18 protein-coding genes are annotated in these 25119 nt (G+C 70.0%); 10 read left to right on the forward strand and 8 right to left on the reverse strand.

Going from position 1 to position 25119, the window contains the following annotated elements; genetic code table 11:
- Positions 1-65 precede the first annotated feature (65 nt).
- On the forward strand, positions 66-1448 hold the full coding sequence (locus tag HEP81_RS26225) for a glycine--tRNA ligase (protein ID WP_037655153.1): 1383 nt from the start codon (positions 66-68) through the stop codon (positions 1446-1448).
- Positions 1449-1545: 97 nt separating this feature from the next.
- Here the strand turns inward: HEP81_RS26225 and HEP81_RS26230 are convergent, their stop codons facing one another.
- Positions 1546-2592 carry a chitinase gene (locus HEP81_RS26230; protein WP_037655155.1) on the reverse strand — a complete coding sequence of 349 codons (1047 nt, stop codon included), beginning with the start codon at positions 2590-2592 and terminating at the stop codon, positions 1546-1548.
- A gap of 171 nt (positions 2593-2763) precedes the next feature.
- Between HEP81_RS26230 and HEP81_RS26235 the strand changes: the two genes are divergently transcribed.
- Together HEP81_RS26235 and HEP81_RS26240 are read left to right on the forward strand one after the other, a co-directional pair.
- Positions 2764-3780 (forward strand): aldo/keto reductase, encoded by a 1017-nt coding sequence (locus HEP81_RS26235; RefSeq protein WP_037655158.1) that lies wholly within the window; start codon positions 2764-2766, stop codon positions 3778-3780.
- A 25-nt stretch (positions 3781-3805) separates the two neighbouring features.
- Positions 3806-4393, forward strand: a complete 588-nt coding sequence (locus tag HEP81_RS26240; RefSeq protein WP_037655160.1) for a TetR/AcrR family transcriptional regulator — start codon at positions 3806-3808, stop codon at positions 4391-4393.
- Between the two features lie 15 nt (positions 4394-4408).
- On the opposite strand, the gene HEP81_RS26245 is transcribed toward HEP81_RS26240, so the two are convergent.
- Both HEP81_RS26245 and HEP81_RS26250 read right to left on the reverse strand, forming a co-directional pair.
- Positions 4409-4927 carry a hypothetical protein gene (locus tag HEP81_RS26245; protein WP_037655162.1) on the reverse strand — a complete coding sequence of 173 codons (519 nt, stop codon included), beginning with the start codon at positions 4925-4927 and terminating at the stop codon, positions 4409-4411.
- A gap of 219 nt (positions 4928-5146) precedes the next feature.
- A complete protein-coding gene (locus HEP81_RS26250; RefSeq protein WP_037655164.1) occupies positions 5147-6577 on the reverse strand; it encodes an MFS transporter in 1431 nt (476 codons plus the stop codon).
- Positions 6578-6679: 102 nt separating this feature from the next.
- Between HEP81_RS26250 and HEP81_RS26255 the strand changes: the two genes are divergently transcribed.
- Together HEP81_RS26255 and HEP81_RS26260 are read left to right on the forward strand one after the other, a co-directional pair.
- Positions 6680-7561 carry a helix-turn-helix transcriptional regulator gene (locus tag HEP81_RS26255; RefSeq protein WP_233359950.1) on the forward strand — a complete coding sequence of 294 codons (882 nt, stop codon included), beginning with the start codon at positions 6680-6682 and terminating at the stop codon, positions 7559-7561.
- Between the two features lie 136 nt (positions 7562-7697).
- The gene (locus HEP81_RS26260; RefSeq protein ID WP_037655167.1) at positions 7698-9068 is read left to right on the forward strand and encodes a S53 family peptidase; all 1371 of its coding nucleotides are present in this window, start codon (positions 7698-7700) and stop codon (positions 9066-9068) included.
- Between the two features lie 72 nt (positions 9069-9140).
- Here the strand turns inward: HEP81_RS26260 and HEP81_RS26265 are convergent, their stop codons facing one another.
- Positions 9141-10592 (reverse strand): MFS transporter, encoded by a 1452-nt coding sequence (locus HEP81_RS26265; RefSeq protein ID WP_037655275.1) that lies wholly within the window; start codon positions 10590-10592, stop codon positions 9141-9143.
- 166 nt (positions 10593-10758) lie between these two features.
- Between HEP81_RS26265 and dusB the strand changes: the two genes are divergently transcribed.
- Complete coding sequence (gene dusB, locus HEP81_RS26270) at positions 10759-11889, forward strand: tRNA dihydrouridine synthase DusB (protein WP_037655168.1); 1131 nt, start codon at positions 10759-10761, stop codon at positions 11887-11889.
- A 119-nt stretch (positions 11890-12008) separates the two neighbouring features.
- Here dusB and HEP81_RS26275 read toward each other — a convergent pair whose 3' ends face one another.
- Together HEP81_RS26275 and HEP81_RS26280 are read right to left on the reverse strand one after the other, a co-directional pair.
- Entirely contained in the window at positions 12009-13949 is a 1941-nt protein-coding gene (locus HEP81_RS26275) for an amylo-alpha-1,6-glucosidase (RefSeq protein ID WP_037655170.1), read from the reverse strand.
- Between the two features lie 147 nt (positions 13950-14096).
- A complete protein-coding gene (locus HEP81_RS26280; protein WP_037655172.1) occupies positions 14097-15452 on the reverse strand; it encodes an MGH1-like glycoside hydrolase domain-containing protein in 1356 nt (451 codons plus the stop codon).
- Positions 15453-15586: 134 nt separating this feature from the next.
- Between HEP81_RS26280 and HEP81_RS26285 the strand changes: the two genes are divergently transcribed.
- The gene (locus HEP81_RS26285) at positions 15587-16816 is read left to right on the forward strand and encodes an ROK family transcriptional regulator (RefSeq protein ID WP_182787601.1); all 1230 of its coding nucleotides are present in this window, start codon (positions 15587-15589) and stop codon (positions 16814-16816) included.
- Positions 16817-17213: 397 nt separating this feature from the next.
- The gene (gene ppdK, locus HEP81_RS26290) at positions 17214-19934 is read left to right on the forward strand and encodes a pyruvate, phosphate dikinase (RefSeq protein WP_037655177.1); all 2721 of its coding nucleotides are present in this window, start codon (positions 17214-17216) and stop codon (positions 19932-19934) included.
- A 1754-nt stretch (positions 19935-21688) separates the two neighbouring features.
- Here the strand turns inward: ppdK and HEP81_RS26295 are convergent.
- Positions 21689-22045 (reverse strand): ATP-binding protein, encoded by a 357-nt coding sequence (locus HEP81_RS26295; protein ID WP_051850137.1) that lies wholly within the window; start codon positions 22043-22045, stop codon positions 21689-21691.
- Between the two features lie 322 nt (positions 22046-22367).
- On the opposite strand from HEP81_RS26295, the gene HEP81_RS26300 reads away from it, so the two are divergent.
- On the forward strand, positions 22368-23468 hold the full coding sequence (locus HEP81_RS26300; protein ID WP_037655179.1) for a helix-turn-helix domain-containing protein: 1101 nt from the start codon (positions 22368-22370) through the stop codon (positions 23466-23468).
- Between the two features lie 13 nt (positions 23469-23481).
- Positions 23482-24150 carry a YdcF family protein gene (locus HEP81_RS26305; RefSeq protein ID WP_037655181.1) on the forward strand — a complete coding sequence of 223 codons (669 nt, stop codon included), beginning with the start codon at positions 23482-23484 and terminating at the stop codon, positions 24148-24150.
- A gap of 293 nt (positions 24151-24443) precedes the next feature.
- Here the strand turns inward: HEP81_RS26305 and HEP81_RS26310 are convergent, their stop codons facing one another.
- Positions 24444-25076: a hypothetical protein gene (locus HEP81_RS26310; protein WP_157854423.1), complete on the reverse strand. Its 633-nt coding sequence runs from the start codon at positions 25074-25076 to the stop codon at positions 24444-24446.
- Positions 25077-25119: the final 43 nt, after the last annotated feature.

The following is a 25119-nucleotide window of genomic DNA, read 5'->3' on the forward strand; positions in this document are numbered from 1 at the left end:
GTAACCTGAAGCATTCGCTGGAAGCATCTCGCTTCAACGCCCGTCGTCGTAATGAAGAGAGCACCGTGGCCGCCGACAAGATCGACACCATCGTCAGCCTGAGCAAGCGCCGTGGCTTCGTTTTCCCGTGCAGTGAGATCTACGGCGGTCAGCGTGCCGCCTGGGACTACGGACCGCTGGGTGTCGAGCTCAAGGAGAACATCAAGCGCCAGTGGTGGCGCTACATGGTGACGTCCCGCGAGGACGTGGTCGGTATCGACTCGTCCGTCATCCTGGCCCCCGAGGTCTGGGTCGCGTCCGGCCACGTCGCCACCTTCACGGACCCGCTGACCGAGTGCACCGCGTGCCACAAGCGGTTCCGTGCCGACCACCTCGAAGAGTCCTACGAGGAGAAGAAGGGCCACGCCCCGGCGAACGGCCTGGCCGACATCAACTGCCCGAACTGCGGCAACAAGGGCCAGTTCACCGAGCCCAAGCAGTTCTCCGGCCTGCTCTCCACGCACCTCGGCCCGACCCAGGACTCCGGTTCGGTCGCCTACCTGCGCCCCGAGACCGCCCAGGGCATCTTCACCAACTTCGCCCAGGTGCAGACCACCTCGCGCCGCAAGCCGCCGTTCGGCATCGCCCAGATGGGCAAGTCGTTCCGCAACGAGATCACGCCGGGCAACTTCATCTTCCGCACCCGCGAGTTCGAGCAGATGGAGATGGAGTTCTTCGTCAAGCCCGGCGAGGACGAGCAGTGGCAGGAATACTGGATGGAGCAGCGCTGGAACTGGTACACGGGCCTCGGCCTGCGCACCGAGAACATGCGCTGGTACGAGCACCCGAAGGAGAAGCTCTCCCACTACTCGAAGCGGACCGCGGACATCGAGTACCGCTTCCAGTTCGGTGGCAGTGAGTGGGGCGAGCTGGAGGGTGTCGCCAACCGCACGGACTACGACCTCGGCGCGCACGCCAAGGCCTCCGGCCAGGACCTCTCCTACTTCGACCAGGAGGCCGGGGAGCGCTGGACGCCGTACGTCATCGAGCCGGCGGCGGGTGTCGGCCGCACCATGCTGGCCTTCCTGCTCGACGCGTACGTCGAGGACGAGGCGCCCAACGCCAAGGGCAAGATGGAGAAGCGCACGGTGCTGCGCCTCGACCACCGTCTCGCCCCGGTGAAGGTGGCCGTGCTGCCGCTGTCCCGCAACCCGGAGCTGTCGCCGAAGGCCAAGGGCCTCGCGCAGGCGCTGCGGCAGAACTGGAACATCGACTTCGACGACGCGGGCGCCATCGGCCGCCGCTACCGCCGTCAGGACGAGATCGGTACGCCGTTCTGTGTGACCGTCGACTTCGACACGCTTGAGGACAACGCGGTCACCGTGCGCGAGCGCGACACGATGAAGCAGGAGCGGGTCTCCCTCGACCAGATCGAGGGCTACCTGGCGCAGCGCCTCATCGGCGCGTAGGTGCTCCACCGGGGGGCGCCGCCGACGGATGGTCGTCCGTCCGCGGCGCCCCCCGGCTTGTCGCGCAGCTCGCCGCGCCCCTTCGGGGGCGCTTTGTTCAACGCCCTTGCAGCGCCTTGACGTTGTCGCCGAAGGTCCAGTTCTTCGAGCCGTCCCAGTTGAGGGACCAGTCCATCAGGCCCTTGAGTGATGTGCCGTAGTGCCCCCAGGACTGGGCGACCAGGGACGGGGACATGTAGCCGCCGCCCGCGCCGGGCTGGGCCGGCAGCCCCGGGACCTGCTTGTCGTAGGGCACCTTGACGGTCGTGCCCTGCACCACCAGGCCCTTGTTCAGGCAGTCGGTCTGGGCCGTGAAGCCCGCCACCGTTCCGGCCTCGTAGGAGTCGCCGGAGCAGCCGTACATGCTGCCGTTGTAGTACTGCATGTTCAGCCACCACAGCCGGCCGTTGTCCGCGTACTTCTTGATGACCGGCAGATACGCGCCCCAGATCGAGCCGTAGGTGATGCTGCCACCGGTGACGTACGCCGTCTCCGGGGCCATCGTCAGTCCGAAGCCGGCCGGCATCTGCGCGAGGATGCCGTCGATGATGCGGACCAAGTTGGCCTGGGACGTGGACAGTTGGTTGATGTTCCCGCTGCCCGTCAGGCCGGTCTCGATGTCGATGTCGATGCCGTCGAAGTTGTACTGCTTCAGGATCGGTACGACGGTCGAGACGAACTTGTCCGCGACCGCGCTGGAGTTGAGGTCGATACCGGCCGTCGCGCCCCCGATGGAGAGCAGGATCGTCTCGCCGGACGCCTTCGCCGCGCACATCTCCGCGGGCGTGGGCACCTTCACCCCGGTGTCCATGCCGTCCGCCCACAGCGCCGTGCCGTCGGAACGGATCACCGGGAAGGCCGCGTTGATGACGTTATAACCGTGCGCGGGGATACGGGAGTCGGTGATCGGGGTCCAGCCGAAGGGCGGATGGACCCCGTTGGCGGCGCCGTCCCAGTTCTCCCAGTAGCCCTGGAGCACCTTGCCCGCCGGGCGGGACTTCACCGCGCAGGTGTCGGCGGCCGAGGCGGGGTGCGCGGCGGGGAGCTGGGTGAGGGCGGCGGTCGCGAGGGCGGCGGCGAGCAGGGGCAGCGTGCGGCGGAGCATGGGGCCTCCCGGGTCATGTCCTGGCATGTCCTGTACATGACGGTGCTCTGGTCCAGACCATTCGTCAATAGGTCTGGACCAAAGAGGAGGGCGACGGGGGGCGTGAAAGGGGAGGGTGCGTGACAGATGACAGATATTGAAATCTGTCATCTGTCATGCCATGCTGGATCCATGACGAAGACCCCGCACACCCGAAACCTCGGCACCACCGGCCCCCAGGTCTCCGCCCTCGGCCTCGGCTGCATGGGCATGTCCGCGCTGTACGGCGACGCCGACCGCGCCGAGTCCATCGCGACCGTCCACGCCGCCCTGGAGGCGGGCGTGACCCTGCTGGACACCGGCGACTTCTACGCCATGGGGCACAACGAGATGCTGCTCGGCGAGGCCCTGCGCACCGCGCCCGCCGCGCTGCGCGAACAGGCCCTGGTCAGCGTGAAGTTCGGCGCCCTGCGCGACCCGGAGGGCAACTGGAGCGGCTACGACGGCCGGCCCGCCGCCGTGAAGAACTTCGCCGCCTACTCCCTCCAGCGCCTGGGCGTCGACCACATCGACGTCTACCGGATCGCCCGCCTCGACCCGGACGTCCCGATCGAGGAGACCGTCGGCGCCATCGCCGAACTGATCGAGAAGGGGTACGTCCGCCATGTCGGCCTCAGCGAGGTCGGCGCCGAGACGATCCGCCGGGCCGCCGCCACCGCGCCGGTCTCCGACCTCCAGATCGAGTACTCGCTGATCTCCCGGGGCATCGAGCGGGACATCCTGCCCACCACCCGTGAGCTGGGCATCGGCATCACCGCGTACGGCGTGCTCTCCCGGGGCCTGATCTCCGGCCACTTCACCCGGGACCGGCAGCTCGCCGCGGGCGACTTCCGGGCCCACTCGCCCCGCTTCCAAGGCGACAACCTCCAGCACAACCTGAACCTGGTCGACGCGCTGCGCGAGATCGCCGAGCGCAAGGGCGCCACCGTGGCGCAGACCGCCATCGCCTGGGTGCTCTCCCGCGGCGAGGACATCGTGCCGCTGATCGGCGCCCGCACCCGGGAGCGGCTGACCGAGTCGCTGGGTGCCCTTGATGTGACGCTGGACGCGGCCGACCTGGCGGCGATCGAGAAGGCCGTGCCGGCGGACGCCGCGGCCGGCGACCGCTACCCGAGCGCGCAGATGGCACACCTCGACAGCGAGCGCTGATCCCGATGCCGGGTACGGTCTAGGCATGGCATCGACCAGCGAGATCCTGACCGCCGAGCGCATTCTGGCGGCGACCGAGGAAGTGCTGCGCCGGCACGGCCCGGCCAAGGCCACCGTGGTGGACGTGGCCCGCGCGCTCGGCGTCAGCCACGGCAGTGTCTACCGGCACTTCCGTACCAAGGCCGCGCTGCGCGAGGCGGTCACCAAGCGCTGGCTGGACCGGACCTCGCAGAAGCTCGCCGTGATCGCCGCCGCGAGCGAGCGGGACCCCGAGGCCCGGCTGCGGGACTGGCTCGCCGCGCTGTTCGAGGCCAAGCGGCACAAGGCGGGCGACGACCCGGAGCTGTTCGCCACGTACACCGTGCTGACGGACGAGAACGGCGGGGTCGTCGGCGAGCACATAGCCGAGCTGACCGCGCAGCTGACCGGGATCATCACGCAAGGGGCCGGGTCGGGCACCTTCTCGGTGCCCGACCCGGCCGCCGCGGCCCGAGCCGTCTTCCAGGCCACCGGCCGGTTCCACGATCCCTGTTATGCCAGGGAGTGGACCCGGCCCGGCGTCGGCGAGGAGTTCACGGCCGTCGTGGACCTGTTGGTGCGGGGTCTTCGCTGACGTCGCCTGCCGGCGTCAGCTGACCTTCACGCTGACCGGCGAGGACATGACCTTGCCGTCCTTCGTCACCACGCGCACCGTCTCGTTGCCCTTGGCGGTGAAGGCGCGGCGGATGGTGAAGGTGCCGTTCCGGTTGACGGCGGTCGTGGTCCGCAGTGTGGTCCACTTGCCGTTCATCCGGTGCTGGAGGACCAGCACCGTGCCGGCCTTCACACCCTTGACACGGCCGGCGAAGGCCACGGCCTCGCCGTGCTTGACGGTCTTGTGGGAGGCCGCGACGGTGATCGAGCCCGCAGCGGTGGTCGCCGCCGCAGTCTTCGGCATCGCCTTCTTGGTCGCCGAGCGCGTCGGCATCGGTTTCGGCTTCATCGTCGCCGTGCGGGTGGGCATCGGCCTCTTGGTCGTGGTCACCTTCGGGCTGGGGGTGCTGGTCGCGGCGAAGGCTCCGGCCGTACCGCCGGAGAGCAGCGCCACGGACAGTACACCGGCGCCCAGAGCACGGCCGTAGCGGTGGTGGCGGAGTGCGGAAGTCATGGTTCTCTCCTGTCGCTCGATCGTTCGCTCGATCGGACGTAACCCAGGCTGACCCGACTTCGCTCCGTCGGCCACTCGAAGCGCTGTGTAACCGGAGCTCGGGATCTATGAACGTGCAGGTCAGCGTCGATATGAAGCGGGTTCAGAGACCCGCTTCGCGCACCCGGCCACGCGCCGCCCGCACTCCACCACGACCCACCCGCACCCGACCACGAACCCTCAGCCCACCTTCTTCGGCAGCCGGAGCCCCAGCGCCCCCGTCAGCACGATCCCGCCCAGCTGCGCGAGCAGCGTGATGACCAGCGCCTCCCGCATCCCCACGTGCGGCACCAGGGTGAGGAACAGCGTCCCCAGCGTCGCCACCCCGAGCGCCAGCCCGGACTGCTGCGTGGTGACCAGCACCCCACCGCCCACACCGGCACGCGCCGCCGGTACCTCGGACAGCACCAGCCGCATCACATTGGGGAGTTGGAGCGCCTGCCCGGCACCGGCCACCGCCACCCCCGGCAGCAGCGCGGCGACACTCACCTGCGGCCAGTCCCGCCAGACGGCCGCCGCGATCAGCAGCACACCGACGCCCTGTACGAGGGACCCGGCCGGTATCACCCGGGTGCCGAACCGCCCCATCAGCCGCGGGCCGGCGAGCGACACGAACAGGAACACCACGGCCATCGGCGCGAGCGCGAGCCCCGCCGACACCGGGCCCAGACGGGCCCCCTGCTGGAGCGCCAGCGCGATCACGAACATGAACCCGCTGAAGCCGACCGAGAACGGCACGATCAGCACCAGCCCGCGCCGCAGCGAGGCGAGCCGCAGCAGGCTCGGCGGCACCAGGGGAGTGCGCCCCGCCCGGTCCTCCCGCCGCTCCACCAGCCAGAACCCGGCCGCCGCGAACGGGAACGCGGCCAGCGACAGCCAGGTCCACAGCGGCCAGCCCGCCGCCCGGCCCTCGGTGAGCGGCGCGAGCAGCGTCAGCAGGGACACCGCGAGCAGCGCGGTGCCGGGGCCGTCGACGGGCTCCGGGTGCTGCGAGCGGGTCTCGGGTACGAGTCGTACGGCCAGCACCAGGCCCAGCGCGACCACCGGCACATTGACGAGGAACACCGCCCGCCAGCCGCTGCCGGCGATGTCGGCGGCGACCAGGACCCCGCCGAGCACCTGCCCGGCCACCATGGACAGACCGGCCGTGGCGCCGTACAGGCTCATCGCCTTGGCGCGGCGCGCGCCCTCGGTGGCGGACTGGATGGTGGCGAGCACCTGCGGCAGCATCGCGGCGGCCGCGGCGCCCTGCGCCACCCGCGCGGCCACCAGGCTCCACGCGTCCGGCGCGAGCCCGCAGGCCAGTGAGGTCAGCCCGAAGGCCGCCATACCGCCGAGGAACAGCCGGCGGCGCCCGAACAGGTCCCCGAGCCGTCCGCCGAGCACGAGCAGCACGGCGTAGGCGACGCCGTACCCCGCGACCACCAGCTCCAGCACGGCCTCGCCCGCGTGCAGATCGGTGCCCATGGTCGGCAGGGCGACATTGACGATGAAGAAGTCGACCAGCGGCAGCGCCGCGGCCAGCAGAACGGTGAACAGCCCGGGGCCGCCGAGCACGGGCGCTGCGGCGGCCGCCCGGCGGACGGTGGGGACGGTGACGGTCTCACTCATGACACCGAGCCTGCGCCGCGGCCCAGACGGGTACCAGAGTGTCCTCATCCTGGTACCAGGAGTACCTGGAAACAGGCTGACCGACGCGGCACCCTGGAGGGCATGGCCACCATGACGAGCACCGCGACGGATCAGGCGAGCGCCGCGGGCGGCGCGGAGATCCGGCGGCACGAACTGGCCGCCTTCCTGCGCAGCCGGCGCGAGCGCATCGCCCCCGAGCAGGTCGGCCTGCCGCGCGGTCCCCGCCGTCGTACGCCGGGACTGCGCCGCGAGGAGGTGGCGCATCTGTCCGCCGTCGGCGTCACCTGGTACACGTGGCTTGAACAGGCGCGTGCCATCCAGGTCTCCGTACAGGTCCTGGACGCCCTCGCGCGCACCCTGCGGCTCGACGCCAGCGAACGCGCCCATCTGTTCCAGCTGGCCGGTGCCAACGACCCGGCGCCGGGGGCCCGTTGCCCGAGCGTGACGCCCGCGCTGCGGGAGATGCTGGACCGGCTCGGACCGATCCCCGCCTCCGTGCAGAACAGCCGGTACGACATCGTCGCCTACAACCGCACCTACGCCCTCCTCATGGGCGCCGACCTGGACGAGATCCCGCCCGAGGACCGCAACTGCATCCTGCTCGCCTACACCGACCCCCACTGGCGGGCCGCGATCGTGCACCTGGAGGAGAGCCAGCGGCTGATGGCGGCCCGGCTGCGCGCGGCCCTCGCCGGTCATCTCGGCGAGCCCGCCTGGAAGATGCTGCTCAAACGCCTTGAGGAATCACCGGAGTTCCGGGAGAACTGGGAGCGCTACGAGGTGGTCGGGCACCGCTCCAAGACCAAGGAGTTCGTCAACCCCCATGTGGGGCTGCTGACGTTGGAGCACACCGATCTGTGGCTGGCCCCCGAACTGGGCGGCCGGATGGTGACGTACACCCCGAAGAACGAGGAGACGCGCGAGCGTCTGGAGCGGCTCCACCGACTGGCGCAGGGAAGCTGATTCAATCCGCCGCTTACGGGTGCGGTTTCGGTAAAAGGTTCGAAATCTACAGTTCAATAGGGTTGTCCTGTGCATGACTTGCTCGATGGGATGCGCGAGACCACTTCGGTCGACACCAGACCTCTCAGGGGATTTCATGCACATATCCCGTACCGGGCGAGGCATCGCGGCCGCCACCACCGGGGCTGCCGCTCTCGTCGCCGCCGCGCTGGCGACCGCCGCCCCCGCGAGTGTCGCCACCGCGACCCCCGCGGTCGTGCCGCACACCTTCGCGGCTCCGGCCATCGCCGGGCACGCCCTCGCCCATGACGTGGACAGCCCGATCTCCATCGCCCAGTGCCAGGCCAAGTGGCACATCAACTGCTACACCCCGCTCCAGTACCGCACCGCGTACAACCTCAACTCGCTGTACCGCAAGGGCATCACGGGCAAGGGGCGCACGATCGTCATCGTGGACTCGTTCGGCTCTCCGACGATCCAGCACGACCTCGACGTGTACAGCAAGCAGTTCGGCATGGCGAGCACCAAGGTCTCGGTCGTCAAGTGGGGCAAGGTGCCCCCCTTCGACCCGAAGAACGGCGACATGACGGGCTGGGCGGGCGAGACCACCCTGGATGTCGAGATGGCCCACGCCGCCGCGCCCGGCGCCAGGATCGTGCTGGTCGAGACGGGTGTCGCGGAGACCGAGGGCGTCACCGGTCTGCCGGAGATGATGAGCGCCGAGAAGTCCCTGATCGACCACGGGATCGGCGATGTCATCACGCAGAGCTTCGACGCGACCGAGAACACCTTCCCGGGCGTCGACCAGGGCGACTCCTCCAGCATCCAGAAGCTGCGGTACGCGTTCAAGGACGCGGCCCGCAAGCAGGTGACCGTCCTCGCCTCCTCCGGCGACGACGGCCCCACCAACGGCACGCTGGACGACTCGGGCGACTACACCAAGCAGGTCAACTCCTGGCCCTCCGCCGACCCGTTGGTCACCTCCGTCGGCGGCACCCAGCTGCACCTGGACGACCAGGGCAACCGGATCAAGCCCGACAGCGTGTACAACGACTACGGCGCGGGCGGCGGCGGTGTCTCCCACGTGTTCTCCCGGCCCGCCTTCCAGAACGGCGTGAAGAAGATCGTCGGCAACCACCGCGGCACCCCGGACATCTCGATGTCCGCCGCCGTCAACGGCGGTGCCTGGGTCTACTCCAGCTACGACCCGACGGCCGTCGGCTGGGACGTCTACGGCGGCACCAGCGAGTCCAGCCCGCTCTTCTCGGGCATCGTCGCGCTCGCCGACCAGGTCGCCGGGCACCGTCTGGGCAATGTCAACGCCGCGCTCTACAGCCTCGCCAAGCACAAGGGCACCGGCATCGTGGACGTCAACGACGGCACGGACAACACCTACGGCGGCGTCACCGGCTACAAGGCCGTCGACGGCTACGACATGGCCACCGGCGTCGGCACCCTGGACGCGCCGAGCTTCGTGAAGTCGCTGGCGAAGGCCACGCGCCGCTGAGCGGAGCACCGCACGAGAAGGAGCCGGCCCGGGTGTCGTACCCGGGCCGGCTCCTTCTCGATCCGCGCGCCGTCAGACGCGGCCGGGAGCGCCCACCGCCTGGCGGATCTCCGCGGTCTCCAGCCGCTCCGCCGCGTGCTCGGCCGTACGGCGGGCCCAGCGGCCGCTGGTGAGCAGGCCCAGGGCGAGCACCGCGAGACCGCAGACGGTGAGGATCCACCAGCCGGGCCGGGCGGCGTCCACGAAGGTGCTGCGGTACGACGACGAGCCGATGCCCGCGGCGAGGACCGCGCCGATCACCGCGACGCCCAGGGTCTGGCCCAGCTGCCGGCTGGTGGAGGCCACGGCGGCGGCGACCCCGGCCTGGGCGCGGGGCATGCCGGAGACCGCCGTGTTGGTGATCGGCGCGTTGACGAAGCCGAAGCCGATGCCGAACAGGACGTACCCGATGAACAGGGTGCTGTTCGAGGTCTCGGCCTCGAACAGCGCGAACATGAGGCCGCTGGCGGTCATGGCCGTACCGGCGATCAGGAGCGGCAGCCGGGGGCCGCGGGTGCCGACCAGCCGGCCGGACAGCGGGGCGCACAGGAAGGTCGGCGCGGCCATGGGGAGCATCCACAGGCCCGCGTGCAGGGCGTCGAGCCCGCGTACGTTCTGGAGGTACAGCGTCGACATGAACAGGAAGCCGCCGAGCGCGGCGAACGCGCTGATCGCGATCACGGTCGCCCCGCTGAACGGCGCGGAGCGGAAGAAGCGCAGATCGATGAGGGGTTCGTCACGCCGGGGCTCGTACCAGAGCAGGGCGGCCAGGGCGGCGACGGCGATCACGAAGTACGGCGCGACCGAGGCGAGGCCGGAGTCGGGCGCCTGGATGATGCCGTACGTCAGCGCGCCGAACAGGGCGATCACCAGCACCTGGCCCACCGGGTCCGGGCGGCGGCCCTTGGGGGCGCGGGACTCCGGGACGAAGCGCAGGGTCAGCAGCAGGGCCGCGAGGCCGATCGGCAGGTTGATCCAGAAGATCGCGCGCCAGCTCACGGACTGCACCAGCAGGCCGCCGACCAGCGGGCCGAGCGCCATGGATATGCCGACCACCGCGCCCCAGACGCCGATGGCGCGGGCGCGCTCACGGGCGTCGGTGAAGGTGTTGGTGATGATCGACATGGCGACCGGGTTGAGCATCGAGCCGCCGATCGCCTGGACCATGCGGAAGACGACGAGCAGGGACAGGCTGGGGGCGAGCGAGCACAGCACCGAACCGATGGTGAACACCACGAGGCCGGCCATGAAGACGCGCTTGCGGCCGATCCGGTCGGCGGTGGACCCGGCGAGCATCAGCAGCGAGGCCAGGACCAGGGTGTAGGCGTCGATGGTCCATTGCAGACCGGAGGTGGTGGCGTGCAGATCGCGCTGCATCGAGGGCAGCGCCACGTTCAGCACGGTGTTGTCGAGGCTCACGATCAGCAGGCTCATGCAGCAGATCGCGAGCACGAGCATGCGCCTGCGGGGACTCAACTCTGGCATGCGCGCCATCGTACGCCGATTTCGATAGTGCGTCTAACTAATGACTATTACACGGGATCCGGGCACCTCGGCCGGTGAGGGACAATGGTTCCTTGCCCGGCGCTGTCCCAGCTCTCTTATCTCTCTTCGCTGTCCTTCCGTTGCACATCCGTCCCGGAGCCGTCTGATGACCCACCCGCTCTCCATCGGCCCGCACACCGTGACCCCGCCCGTCGTGCTCGCACCCATGGCGGGGATCACGAACGCGCCCTTCCGCACGCTGTGCCGCGAGTTCAGCGGGGGCAAGGGGCTGTACGTCAGTGAGATGATCACGACCCGGGCGCTGGTCGAGCGCAATGCGAAGACCATGCAGCTGATCAGGTTCGACGCGAGCGAGACGCCGCGGTCGATCCAGCTGTACGGCGTCGACCCCGCGACCGTCGGGAAGGCCGTCCGCATGATCGCGGAGGAGGGCCTGGCCGATCACATCGACCTGAACTTCGGCTGCCCGGTCCCCAAGGTGACCCGCAAGGGCGGCGGCTCGGCGCTGCCGTACAAGCGGAACCTGCTGCGGGCGATCCTGCGCGAGGCGGTGTCCGGGGCGGGCGATCTGCCGGTGACGATGAAGATGCGCAAGGGCATCGACGACGACCACATCACCTACCTCGACGCCGGGCGGATCGCCGTCGAGGAGGGCGTGACGGCGATCGCGCTGCACGGCCGTACGGCGGCCCAGCACTACGGCGGCACCGCCGACTGGTCCGCGATCGCGCGGCTGAAGGAGCATGTGCCGGAGATCCCGGTGCTCGGCAACGGGGACATCTGGTCGGCGCAGGACGCGCTGCGGATGGTCCGGGAGACCGGGTGCGACGGTGTGGTCGTGGGCCGCGGCTGCCTGGGCCGCCCCTGGCTCTTCGCCGACCTGGTCGCGGCGTTCGAGGGCCGCTCCGACTTCCACCGGCCCGCGCTGCGGGAGGTCGCCGACGTGATGGTCCGGCATGCCCGGCTCCTCGGCGAGTGGCTCGGCGACGAGTCCAAGGGCGTGATCGACTTCCGCAAGCATGTCGCCTGGTACCTGAAGGGCTTCGCGGTCGGCTCCGAGATGCGCAAGCGCCTCGCGATCACCTCCTCCCTCGACGAACTGCGCGCGGGGCTGGACGAACTCGACCTCTCCCAGCCCTGGCCCACCGGCGCCGACGGCCCCCGCGGCCGCACCTCCGGCAACAACCGCGTCGTCCTCCCGGACGGCTGGCTGAAGGACCCGTACGACTGCGCGGGCGTGACGGAAGACGCGGAACTGGACACGTCGGGCGGCTGAGCCGTCCCCGGCCACCCACCTCACCGGGCGAACCCCCTCCCTGCCAGGGGCTCCGGCTCGCGCCCACCCACCAGACCATCGGCTGGAGGGCGGGCCATCGGCCGGGAAGCGGCCCTACCTCACGCTCCCCCCACCGCCGTCAGCAGCGCCAGTGGGGCCGCTGCGGAGCGGGATTCGCGGGTGCAGGCGTGGGGGTAGGGGACCGGTTCGGGGTGGGTGGTGCGGGGGTAGCCGGCCAGGACCTCGGGGAGGCGGTGGGCGGGGGAGAAGGACGCCGCGTCGATCAGCGCGTGCGCCACCGCGCGGGCCTCGTCGTGCAGGCCGTAGCGGGCCAGGCCCAGGGCGATCAGCGCGTTGTCGTGGGGCCAGACGGAACCCCGGTGCGGGGAGAGGGGATGGTAGGCGGGCTGGCCGGCGGCCAGGGTGCGTACGCCCCAGCCGGAGAAGAAGTCGGGCTCCAGCAGCCGCCGCCCCACCACCTCCCCGTACTCCTTGTCCAGCAGACCGGTCCACAGCAGATGCCCCGCGTCCGAGGCCAGCGCGTCGATCCCGCGGCCCTCGCCGTCCAGGGCCAGCGCCGGGAAGGACGCCTCCCGCATCCAGAAGTCCCGCTGGAAGCGGTCGCGCAGATCGGCCGCCGCCTGCTCCAGCAGCGCCGCGTACGTCTCGTCGGCCCACACCGCCCGCGCCACCCACGCCGTCCGCCGTAACGCGTCGTACGCATAGCCCTGCGCGCCCGCCGCCATCACCGGCCCGCTCGGCCGCGTTCCGTCGGCGCGGCAGATCGCGCCGGGCGAGTCCTTCCAGTTCTGGTTGGCCAGACCGCCCTCGTCGGCGCGGTAGACGAGATAGCCGCGCGAGGTCAGTCCGCCGTGGTCCAGCATCCAGCCGACCGCGGCCCGCGCGTGCGCCTCAAGGCGGCGGGCCGGCGCGAGGTCACCGGTCTGCTCGGTGTACGCGCCGAGCAGCACGAGGAAGAGCGGGGTCGCGTCGACCGAGCCGTAGTACCGCGCGTACGGCACCTGCCCGAAGTGCGCCAGCTCCCCGTGCCGCACCTCGTGCACGATCTTCCCCGGCTCCGCGCCCCGCGCGCCCCCGGGCCCGCCCGCCTGGGTCGCGGCCAGCGCGAAGAGCGTCGCGGCCGCCGGGCGGGGCCGGTAGGGAAGCGCGAACAGGGAGGTGAGCAGCGCGTCCCGGGCGAGCAGCGTCAGATACCAGGGCGCCCCACCGGCCGGCACCCGCAGCTCCTCGCCGTCCGGGCCCGTCGCCGGGATCTGGAGCGCCGCCAGATCCGTGAGCCCCCGCGCACAGGCCGCCGCCAGCTCCGGCCAGCCGGTCGGGAAGGCCACGCCCTCCACGAACTCGGCCTCGGAAGCGGTGAGTTGGGCTGCCATGGCGGACGGGTCCCGGGGCACCCGCAGCGCCCGCCGGTCGCCGTGCGGCCGCGCCATCACCCGCAGGACCAGGTCCCGGGTGCCACCCGGGGGCAGTTCCAGCGTCCACACCAGCCGACGGGCGCCCGTACCCGTCTCCTCCACCGCCTCCGGCGCCGGATCGGCCGTGATCGTCGTACACGAACGCCATTCCGCACGCCGGTAGGCGAACTCGATCCCGTCGTCCAGCACGATCCGCGAGCGCAGGGCACCCGCCTTGACGTACGTACGGTGATCGGGGCGCAGCTCGAACTGGTCGGCGAAGTCCGCGTCCGCGGTGATCGCAAGCCGGATCGTCGTCGGCACCGGGCGATTGCTCGTCACCCGGACCGTCTCCACGAACGAGCTGTCCCCGACCGCCTGTTCACGGAAGAGCGTGTGCGCGGGCGGCTCCGGACGCGCCCCGCGCGGTACGAGGACACAGCGCGCGGTGCCGCCGTCCGCGACCGGTGTGAGCAACTCGGGCACCGCGCCGTCCACGGTGAGCTGCCAGCGGCTGAGATGCCGGGCGTCGCGCACGAACAACCCGTCCGGGGAGCCGCCGCCCCGGACCCCGCTGATGTCGCCCCGATCGCCCACGGCGGCGAACGTCGCGCCGTGCACGAGCAGATGATGCCGGTCGGTCATCCCCGGTCCCTTCCCTCGTCACTCCTCATCGAACGTGCCGGTGCCCGCCTTGGACACGCCTCGCGACGGGCGTTTGAGCTCTTCATGCAGGTCGCTTGAGACGCCCTTTAGCCGCCTGAGACGCCCTTCGTGCGCGGGAGTGGCCCGTCAGCCGGGCCGGTCGAGAAGCCTCTGGTGCAGATCGAGCGCGAGCGCCGCGGTCCAGCCGAAGCCGGTCGCGCCGCACGCCTCGCCCGTGAACGGATCGACGTACTCGGCGAAGCCGGACGCCTCGGCCAGCTCCAGCAGCGCCGCCCCGAGCGCGTCGGCCGGCGCCCGCTCGCCGTGCAGCCGCAGCCCCCGCTCCACCAGCCAGCTGGTGTTGAACCAGGCCGGGCCCCGCCAGTACCGGTGCGGATCGAACGCCTCACCGAGCAGGTCGTAACTGGGTACGAGCCGGGTCGCGCCGCCGAGCCCGAAGTGCGGGCCGGTCAGGGTGCGCACCAGCGCGCTGACCAACTCGCCGGGGAGCATGGGCAGAAGGAGCGGGATCAGGCCGGACACCCCGCGTTCGGGGATCAGTTCGCCGCCGCTCACGTCCCGGCACAGGAACATCCCGGACTCCGCGCTCCACAGCCGCTCCACCAGCGCCGCCGTCAGCCGCTCGGCCCGCGCGTGCCGGGGGGCCGAACCGGCGCCCAACTCGGCCGCGATATGGGCGAGGGCGTGCTCGGAGGCGATCAGCAGCGCGTTGAAGGACGGGTCCTCCACCGCGAACTCCCCCTGCCCGTCGGCGTATCGGGCGTCCCGGTACTCGACGGCCAGCCGTACGTACCGCCCGTAGTCCAGATCCGTCGGCCGGTCCTCCGGCGCGCCGTGGTCCAGGTCGGCCCGGCGGAAGGAGCGGGCCGGCGCCGGGTCGATCCGCGCGAGCGGCGCGTCCCAGCAGGGGCTGTTGTCCATCCCCTGCTCCCAGGGGTGTACGACGGACACCAGACCGCCGCCGCCCAGGTCCCGGCGCCGCAGCAGATAGCGGTGCCAGGCCGCCAGCCTCGGATAGACCCGGGCCAGGAAGCCCCGGGCGTGCGAGAGTCCGGGGTCGGCGCGGTGCACAAGCCAGGCCGCCAGCGCGTGCACCGGTGGCTGCACGATGCCGGACGTCTGTACGGTGCGCGGGGCGCCCGCCGCGCGCCCGGCGGTGGTGGAGCGCCAGAAGTCGGGGCCGGGGAAGTAGGCGTCGAGGGGGACGGAGGGGTTGAAGACGATGTGCGGCACACGTCCGTCCGTCCACTGGGCGGCCAGCAGCGTCTCCAGCTCGGTCTGGGCGCGCAGCGGCGACAGATGCCGCAGCCCGATCGCGATGAACGCCGAGTCCCAGGACCACTGGTGGGGGTACAGGCCCCGGGAGGGGACCGTCGAGGCGCCCGTCCAGTTGGCGTCGAGCACCCGCGCGGCCCGTACCGGCAGGGCCTCCGGGGGCGCGTACGACAGTGCGTGGGCGGTGAGTTGGGCGGTGCGGTCCACTCGGAACTCCCCCAAGACGACGACGTCCGGACGCACGGCCGACGAGGTTCGGCATCGGCCGCCGTAGAGTTACGTCTATTTAACACGCAAAACCCACTATGTAATGCACGCTTGGGAAACACAAGGGGGTGCGCATGATCGGACGTCCGGGGAGGAACGGGATGAACTCCAGGAGCGGCAGTCAGGCAGGCGCCGGGGATCTGCTCGAACTGGTGCGCAGCGGACGGGCGGTGACCAGGGGCGCGCTCCAGCAGGCGACCGGGCTGTCCCGGGCCACCGTCGGCCAGCGCCTGGACCGGCTGTTCCGGGCCGGCTGGCTGCGCGAGGGAGCCGGCGGCCCGGTCGGCTCGCCGCTCGGCGGACGCCCCTCCATCACCCTGGAGTTCGACGGCGACCACGCGGTCGTCCTCGTCGCCGACCTCGACACCCGGCACGCGCGCGCCGCCGTGCTCTCCCTGACCGGCGAGATTCTGGCCGAGCACTCCGGCACCCTGGTGATCGGGGAGGGCCCGGACCTGGTCCTCGCCGAACTCGGGCGCTGGTTCGGCGAGTTGCTGGAGAAGGCCGGGCAGCGGCCGGCGGAGGTGTGCGGCATCGGGCTCGCGGTCCCGGGCCCGGTGGACAGCGCGACCGGCCGGGTGGTGCAGCCCCCGATGATGCCCGGCTGGGACGGCTACGACATAACGGGCCGCCTCTCCCGCGCTCTCACCGAACACACCGGGGCGCCGCCGGTGCCGGTCCTGGTGGACAACGACGCCAACCTCATGGCGTACGGCGAACAGCGCGCCGGGCACCCGGACTGCGCGGCCTTCGTCCTGGTCAAGGTGTCCACCGGCATAGGCGCGGGCGTCGTGGTCGACGGCTCCATATACCGGGGGATCGACGGCGGCGCGGGCGACATCGGGCACATAAGGGTGGGCGCGGACGCGCTGTGCCGGTGCGGTTCGTACGGCTGTCTCGCCGCCGTCGCGAGCGGTGGTGCCGTGGCCCGGCGCCTTGCGGCCTCCGGGGTGCCGGCCGCCTCCGGTTCGGACGTACGGGACCTGCTGGCGGCGGGGCACCCGGAGGCGGCGGCGCTGGCCCGGGAGGCCGGGCGCCGGGTCGGGGACGTCCTGGCGACCGTCGTCACGCTGCTCAACCCGGGCGTCCTGATGATCGCCGGAGATCTGGCCGGAACACCCTTCCTCACCGGCGTACGGGAGCTGCTCTACCAGCGGGCGCTGCCGCGCTCCACGGCCCACCTGGACGTGGTCACCTCCCGGCTGGGGGAGCGGGCCGCGCTCATCGGAGCAGGGGCGCTGGTGGTGGAACACCTCTACGCGCCGGAGCGGGTGGAGGAGCGGCTGCGGGCGCTGGGGGTGTGACAGTGCGCCGGAGCGGGGTCCGGATGGTGAAATCCGGGGCTCTGTGACAGCGTGATTCTCGCCACCCCTGATAAGGGCTGCGCTCATATGAGCGTTTGAAAGGTGGTTGCACTTCTCCAAAGGGTGGCACCCAGTGCCACCCTTTGATCGTTCATCGATCGAACTCAGGCGTGGCGTGTGACGCTCATCTGAGCATTAAACCCACTCATTCGGTGGGTTTGCCTTCAAGAAGTGAACGAATGGTCGCGTGTCGCCTTGCCAAGCTTTGACTTTCGATCCGCTGGCGGACGGGTGGTTACATGCACATGACCCGCAAGTGGACGTACCCATGTGCCTTCGATCTGGGTATGTTCCTGGCCGTCAGGGCAGCCACCGTGGCCTCAAGGAGTCGAGTCCCGTGTCGGAAAACAAAGCACCCCACGTAGCGAAGTTCGTTTACGACTTCACCGAGGGAAACAAGGACCTCAAAGACCTCCTCGGTGGCAAGGGCGCGAACCTCGCCGAGATGACCAACCTGGGTCTTCCGGTTCCTCCCGGTTTCACCATCACCACGGAGGCCTGCAAGGGCTACCTGGAGAACGGCGAGGAGCCGGCGGCACTGCGTGACGAGGTGAGTGCGCACCTCGACGCCCTTGAGGCCCGCATGGGCAAGAAGCTCGGCCAGGCGGACGACCCGCTGCTGGTGTCGGTGCGCTCGGGCGCCAAGTTCTCCATGCCCGGCATGATGGACACGGTCCTGAACATCGGTCTGTCGGACAAGTCGGTCCAGGGCCTGGCCAAGCAGGCCGGCGACGAGCGCTTCGCGTGGGACTCCTACCGCCGCCTCATCCAGATGTTCGGCAAGACCGTCCTCGGCGTCGAGGGCGACCTCTTCGAGGAGGCCCTGGAGAAGGCCAAGGACGCCAAGAAGGTCAAGGTCGACACCGACCTGGAGGCCGCCGACCTCAAGAAGCTGGTCACCGCCTTCAAGAAGATCGTCAAGAAGGAGGCCGGCCGGGACTTCCCGCAGGACCCGCGGGAGCAGATGGACCTCGCCATCAAGGCCGTCTTCGAGTCCTGGAACGGCGACCGCGCCAAGCTCTACCGCCGCCAGGAGCGCATCCCGCACGACCTGGGCACGGCCGTCAACATCTGCTCGATGGTCTTCGGCAACCTCGGCCCCGACTCCGGCACCGGCGTCGCCTTCACCCGCGACCCCGCCTCCGGCCACCAGGGCGTCTACGGCGACTACCTCCAGAACGCCCAGGGCGAGGACGTGGTGGCGGGCATCCGCAACACCGTCCCGCTGGCGGAGCTGGAGCGGATCGACAAGAAGTCGTACGACCAGCTGATGCAGATCATGGAGACGCTGGAGAACCACTACAAGGACCTCTGCGACATCGAGTTCACGATCGAGCGCGGTCAGCTGTGGATGCTCCAGACCCGGGTCGGCAAGCGCACCGCGGGCGCCGCGTTCCGTATCGCCACCCAGCTCGTCGACCAGGGCCTGATCGACGAGACCGAGGCGCTCCAGCGCGTCACCGGCGCCCAGCTCGCCCAGCTGATGTTCCCGCGCTTCGACGAGAAGACGAAGGTCGAGCAGGTCGGACGCGGCATCGCGGCCTCCCCGGGCGCGGCGGTCGGCAAGGCGGTCTTCGACTCGTACACGGCCGTCAAGTGGTCGCGCTCGGGTGAGAAGGTCATCCTGGTCCGCCGCGAGACCAACCCCGACGACCTCGACGGCATGATCGCGGCCGAGGGCATCCTGACCTCGCGCGGCGGCAAGACCTCCCACGCGGCCGTGGTCGCGCGCGGCATGGGCAAGACCTGTGTCTGCGGCGCGGAGGAGCTGGAGGTCGACACCAAGCGGCGCCGTATGACGGTCCCCGGCGGCCATGTGGTCGAGGAGGGCGACGTCATCTCCATCGACGGCTCCACCGGCAAGGTCTACCTGGGCGAGGTCCCGGTGGTCCCCTCCCCGGTCGTGGAGTACTTCGAGGGCCGGATGCACCCGGGCGCGGACGACGCGGACGAGCTGGTGGAGGCCGTGCACCGGATGATGGCCTTCGCCGACCGCAAGCGCCGGCTGCGGGTACGCGCCAACGCGGACAACGCCGAGGACGCGCTGCGCGCCCGCCGCTTCGGCGCCCAGGGCATCGGCCTGTGCCGCACCGAGCACATGTTCCTCGGTGAGCGCCGCGAGATGGTCGAGAAGCTGATCCTCGCGGACACGGGCGAGGAGCGCGAGGCGGCTCTCACCGAGCTGCTCCCGCTCCAGAAGAAGGACTTCGTCGAGCTCTTCGAGGCGATGGACGGCCTGCCCGTCACCATCCGCCTCCTCGACCCGCCGCTGCACGAGTTCCTGCCCGACATCACGGAGCTCTCGGTCCGCGTGGCCCTCGCCGAGTCCCGGCAGGAGCCGCACGAGAACGACCTGCGCCTGCTCCAGGCCGTGCACCGGCTGCACGAGCAGAACCCCATGCTGGGCCTGCGCGGCGTCCGCCTCGGTCTGGTCATCCCCGGTCTGTTCGCGATGCAGGTCCGCGCGATCGCCGAGGCGGCCGCGGAGCGCAAGAACGCGAAGGGCGACCCGCGCGCCGAGATCATGATTCCGCTCGTCGGCACCGTCCAGGAGCTGGAGATCGTCCGCGAGGAGGCCGACAAGGTCATCGCGGAGGTGCAGGCGGCGACGGGCACCGAGCTGAAGCTGGCGATCGGCACGATGATCGAGCTGCCGCGCGCCGCGCTGACCGCCGGTCAGATCGCGGAGGCGGCGGAGTTCTTCTCCTTCGGCACGAACGACCTCACGCAGACGGTCTGGGGCTTCAGCCGCGACGACGTGGAGGCATCCTTCTTCACGGCCTACCTGGAGAAGGGCATCTTCGGCGTCTCCCCCTTCGAGACGATCGACAAGGACGGCGTGGGCTCCCTGGTGAAGCTGGCCGCGGAGGCCGGCCGCCGCACCCGCCCCGACCTCAAGCTCGGCGTCTGCGGCGAGCACGGCGGCGACCCGGAGTCGGTCCACTTCTTCCACGAGGTCGGCCTGGACTACGTCTCCTGCTCCCCGTTCCGCATCCCGGTCGCCCGCCTCGAAGCGGGCCGCGCGGCAACCCAGTCCACGGGCAGCGACCACCGCTGACCCCTACCGGCCCCCGAACCCCGGGCCCGTCGTCGGTCCCCGACCCTCACCCGATCGACGACGGCCCCGGCGCACGAAAGAGGCGGCACCCTGTGCGGGGGTGCCGCCTCTCGGCGCATCATCTGCGGAGGATGTCAGGTCACGTCGCTGACCAGGCTAAACAGCGTTGGCCGGCGTTGAGTGCCGTTGAGCTTGGCTGGGGCTGTTGTGCCCTCGATGTGCCCTCCCGCGCGGCCGGTCCCCGGCACGTCCCGTCACCACAGAGCCTCGTCGATGCTGGGTGGTACTGGTTACTGCTCGACGGCCCATTCTTGGGGACCAGCGCTTGGACAAGAGGGCTGCGTAGGGAGACATGATCAGGCGAAGAGTGTCGCCTGAGGAGTTTGGTCTGACTGCCTGTCCACTCATGCTGCACGGGGCGGCCGTGGCCGTGTCAGACCGCGCCGTCGCTGTCCGCTGTCGCTGATGTCAGCCATGGATGTCACCTCACACTGGCTGGGGTCACTTGCGACGCTTGCGTGTCTTCGCCTTGCGTTCCGCTTCCTTGCGCTTCTCGATGGTGTACGACGACCACTCGCCACGGTGTAGGTCGCATCGCGACGCACCGACCACCACCAGCCGCCGGCAGCGAGTGCCCTTTCCCGTGAACGCTCCACACCTGGACTGCGTCCGAGCCACGTATCCCACCCCGGTCTCGATCGTCGTGCGGACCACTGCAAGATCGCCGGGCGCATGTCCTCTGTGGAAGGGTGAACTGCTCCGCGTAGTGGTGCATTGTGGCCAAGAAGGTTGCTCGGGGGCGCGCTTTCCGCCTGTGTTGGTGGGGTGGTGAGCCTTATGCAGCGTCGTTCACCTGCGCTCATGGCTGACCGAGCCCCGGGACGGGCCTCGCTCACGGCCCGATCTGAACGGCCCTGTACGGGGATGAATGAGACGGGAACTGAGACGGCCCGGCCAGTGACTGGGCCGTCTCATGAGCTGCGTGACCTTCTGATTCGTAGCTCTATGCGGTGCGGATGCCAGTCATAGCGACCGCATCAAAGGCCCAGATAGACGGACTGGTTCGTCGGCGGCCGCAGGGGTGAGACGAGCACGATCACGACGATGACAGGATCGCTTCGAGTTGGTGACGCGTGTTTGACACGCATCGCACGGTAAGGGGCAAACTCATGTCTGAGTCTCCGGGTTCAGTCGCCCACCTGCCGCTTGGCCTGCCAGCATGTGCGGCCAGGTGGGCTTCGTTGTGACCTGAAGGATGCTAGCCAGCACAGGGCGTGCGACCTGTGCGGTGCAGTTACTCCCGGTCCTCAACCCACCACCCGGCCCAGCTCCCATCCCGTACGGGATGGGAGCACCCCACGCACGCCACGACGGGCCGCGGGCGGAAACTGAGCCCCTCCCATCCCGTGTCGTCCCCACCGGAGGCAGGAGCATTGCCCGCAGCGGAGCCGGGAAGCGCGCCCGGCGGAGCGGAGCGCAGCCGGGGCTTGAGAGGTAGGGGGATCTGTAACGACGGCCTCAGGATTGCTCGTCGTCCTCCGGCTCAGCGCCGTCAGGAGCGGCAGCCGAGGCCGAGCTGTCTGGGTCGGGAGCAGAGGTTGTGCGGAGCCGCAGGCACCCGTCCGTGCCGAACATGGCGATCAGTTGGGACAGGTGGGCTCGGGCCAGGCTGCGCGTGGGGGTTTCTCCGCCAGTCACCCGTGTGCCTCCAGGTCTGCCCACACGACCTTCCCCCAGCGCCGCTCGTCCGCGCCTCAGTTCGCCGCCAGCGCCACGACGAGGGCCAGGCCGCGTCCGCCCTCCTCGTCGTCCTTCGGCGCGTACGGCACGGGCAGTGCACGGGAGAAGTCCGCGACGGCCACCCGTACCGTGCGCGGCGCGATGCGTTCCACCATCACGCGGATGGACCGCCGCCGGGTGTGCCGAACGGCGTTGGCCACCAGTTCGGAGACGATCAGAACAGCGTCGTCGGTCAGGTCGTCGAGCCCCCAGGTGGAGATGGCGGCTCGTACGAGGCCGCGTGCGGTCGCGGCGCTTTCGGGATCACGCGGCAGTGTCTCGCTGTAGCTGGGGTGCCCGGTCGGGCGGACCCGCGTTGTAGGTTGCGGCATGTCGGTCTGCTTTCTCAGATCGGCCGGGCCCTGGGGCCGTTCGCGCGGTCGCCAGGGCGTTGTGCGTTCCGGAAGCCGAAGCCCAGCGGGAGAAGCCGGCTCCTCACGGTGGGCTTCGGAGGCCCGTATCACCGGTCTGCTGATCAGGCGGTGTTCAGTGAGAGGGCCGTGCGGGAACCACCCATTGGGTCGCCAAGTGGTGACGGACACGAGCATGGGCGACACCGAGCTTCCGGCCAATCACCCGTCGTTCTACTTTCGTTCCACTTTCGTCCCGCGGCATACGCGCGTCTGCTTCGATGACGGTGGAAGGGAGTGACGCGTGGCCACCGTGCACCAGTGGACCGGCTTAGAAACCAGGGCCCTGCGTCTCGCCTTGCGGTTGAGCGTGCGAGCCTTCGCCGAGCACCTCGGAGTTGCCGTCGCCACGGTCTCGAAGTGGGAGAGCAAGCGCGCGGCAACCGAGCCACGACCCGACACGCAGGCCATCCTCGACACCGCCCTCGCCCGCGCGGATGCCTCCGCCCATCTGCGCTTCGAGACGATCTTGTCCGGGATGGCCGGCACCGTACAGAATGCCGCCCGTCGCGTCATCGGCACCGGCCCTCGCGCGTGGGAGTACGAATCGTGGGCCGAGGACCTGGACCGCGTGGTGATCGCGCTCTCCCAGCAGAACTTCGCCTTCGCCGACAGCCTCCTCAGCCGCTGGCTGACCCGGTACGACGCCCGGGAACTGGACGAGAAGGGCCTGTATCTTTTCGCCCACTCGACCGCACTGCTCGGTGATCTCAAACGCGACCAAGGCTGTGTACTCGGTCCCCTTTCCGCTCAGCACTCGTATGCGGCGGCACGCGCGGTCTTCACTCAGCTGGGCATCCCGCGTCGGGTCGCCCAGCTCGACCTCTCCCTCGCGGTGGTCGCGGAAATGTCCGGCAAGTTGGAGATCGCAGCCCGCCAATACGAAACCCTCGCCGCCGACGACCGGCTCTCCCCCCGGGACCGTGCCAGGGCTCGCCTGTGGGTCGGTACCGCGCTGAGCAAGAACGGCCGGCATGGCTACGCGACCCGCGTCATGCAGGCCGCGACCCGCGACTTCGAGGACCTGACCGAACCCGATGACTGGTCGGTGGCCCACCAGAAACTCGCCCTTGCCCGCCGTGGTGCAGGCGACCTCACCCAAGCCCTGCACTTCATCGGCATCGCCCGCAGCAGTGGGACCACCGACTCGCCGATGCAACGCGTACGGCTGGACACCGCCTACGGCCACATCCTGCTGTCCGATCCGGCGACCCGGGATGATGGACTCCTCGTCCTCGATCAAGCCATTCGCACGGCCGCCCAGTACGGACTGGTGCACCAACTGCGCAGCATCGAGGGCATCAAGGCCACGAGAGAGAGCCGGATTGGCCCCCGGCGACGGTGACAGGGAGAGACGCGTGGGCGACAACCAGCAGGCCATCACCGAGGACCAGTGGCACCGGGCCGCGCTGATCTGGGAGTACCACCAGATGGACCACGCGCTGCGGACCGTCGACGTGGCGATCGGCCTGGGCAGTCACGACCTCGGCGTCGCCACCCGCTCCGCCGAGCTGTACCGCGCCGGGCTGTTCCCGACCCTGGTCTTCACCGGCGGCAACAGCCCCACCACCGCCAAGGTCTTCCCACGCGGCGAAGCCGTCCACTTCCGCGAGCACGCCATCGGCCTCGGCGTCCCCTCCGAGGCGATCCTCCTGGAACCGTCCGCCGGCAACACCGGCGAGAACATCACCCTCTCCCGTGAGCTCCTCGCCGCCGCCGGTATCACCCCGGCCACCGTGCTGCTGGTCTCCAAGCCCTACATGGAACGGCGCTCGTACGCGACCGCGCGCAAGCTGTGGCCCGACGTCGAGTTCCTCTGCGCGTCGGAGCCGTTGGAACTCGACGACTACGTGAAGTCCATCGGAGACGAGAAGCTCGTCCTGGACATGCTCGTCGGTGATCTCCAGCGGGTGATCGAGTACCCGAAGCGCGGATTCGCCATCGAACAGGAGGTCCCGGCAGACGTGCGTGGAGCGTACGAATCCCTCATCCGCGATGGCTTCACCAGCCGACTGATCGCTTCCTGACCTGCCGTCCCGGGGTACTGCCGCACGAACGCGAGCATCCACCACTAACGCCAGAGGCCCCGGATTTCTCCGGGGCCTCTGGTCTGATGTGCACTCGGCCGGATTCGAACCTGCAACCTTCTGGTCCGTAGCTCTACGGAGATTGGTCAACTGGGGTCATAGAGGTCATCTGAAGTTCCCCGAGAGGTTGTGCGAGCCATGGCCGGTTGATGCGGTTGCTGTACTTCGCTGCTGTACGGCGGACGTGCGTACAGCGGAAGCGTGAAGCCCGCGCGACCTCGTATAGCCGTTCCTCAACTGCCGTCGGCTGGGTCTTGCCAGTGCCAGGGCACCGTCGGAGGGAGCCAAGGAACGCTGTCGCTCCGGTCAAGCGCGGGAGCTTCGCAGTCATCAGGTAAGGGGCTTCCGTCGATCACGGCCTCCAGAGTGAACTGGACATAGCGCAGGTATCCGCGCACGTCGTGGATCTGGCGCCCGCGGTTGCTCTGGCTGATGCCTCGCCACCCGACGTCGTAGCCCAGCCGCACGAGAGTTCTGTACCGGGCACGAACGCGATCGTTGCCTATGGAGAGAAGGTCGGTTTGCATGCCTTGGCGGAGCGAGTTGAGGGCCGCTGTGCAATGCTCACGAGCGTGGAGGCTCAACTGCGGTTCTTCCAGGGCGAGGTCCGGCAGTGACGGCAGCCATGCATAAAGCTCCGCGAGCCGTTCCAGGAGCCGCTGCGCGGCCTCGGCGGAGCGCTGCTGCGTCCATTGCCGACGCGCTGACGCGCTGGTGGCAGCTTCTTGAGAAGCAGCAAGTTCGGCCTGGGCCTCGATCGTCCTTGCGGTTTGCCAGCGTGCCACGTGCACCGTGATAGCGCCGCCAGCCAACGTTCCTATGAGTGCACTGACAGTCTGGCCTGCCAGATCCCCCCAGCTGCTCATGCTTGCGATCTTGGGCGCCCTACGTGCGCATCAAACCCTCGCC

It is taken from the genome of Streptomyces griseofuscus (assembly GCF_014673495.1).
Taxonomy (GTDB): Bacteria; Actinomycetota; Actinomycetes; order Streptomycetales; family Streptomycetaceae; genus Streptomyces; species Streptomyces murinus.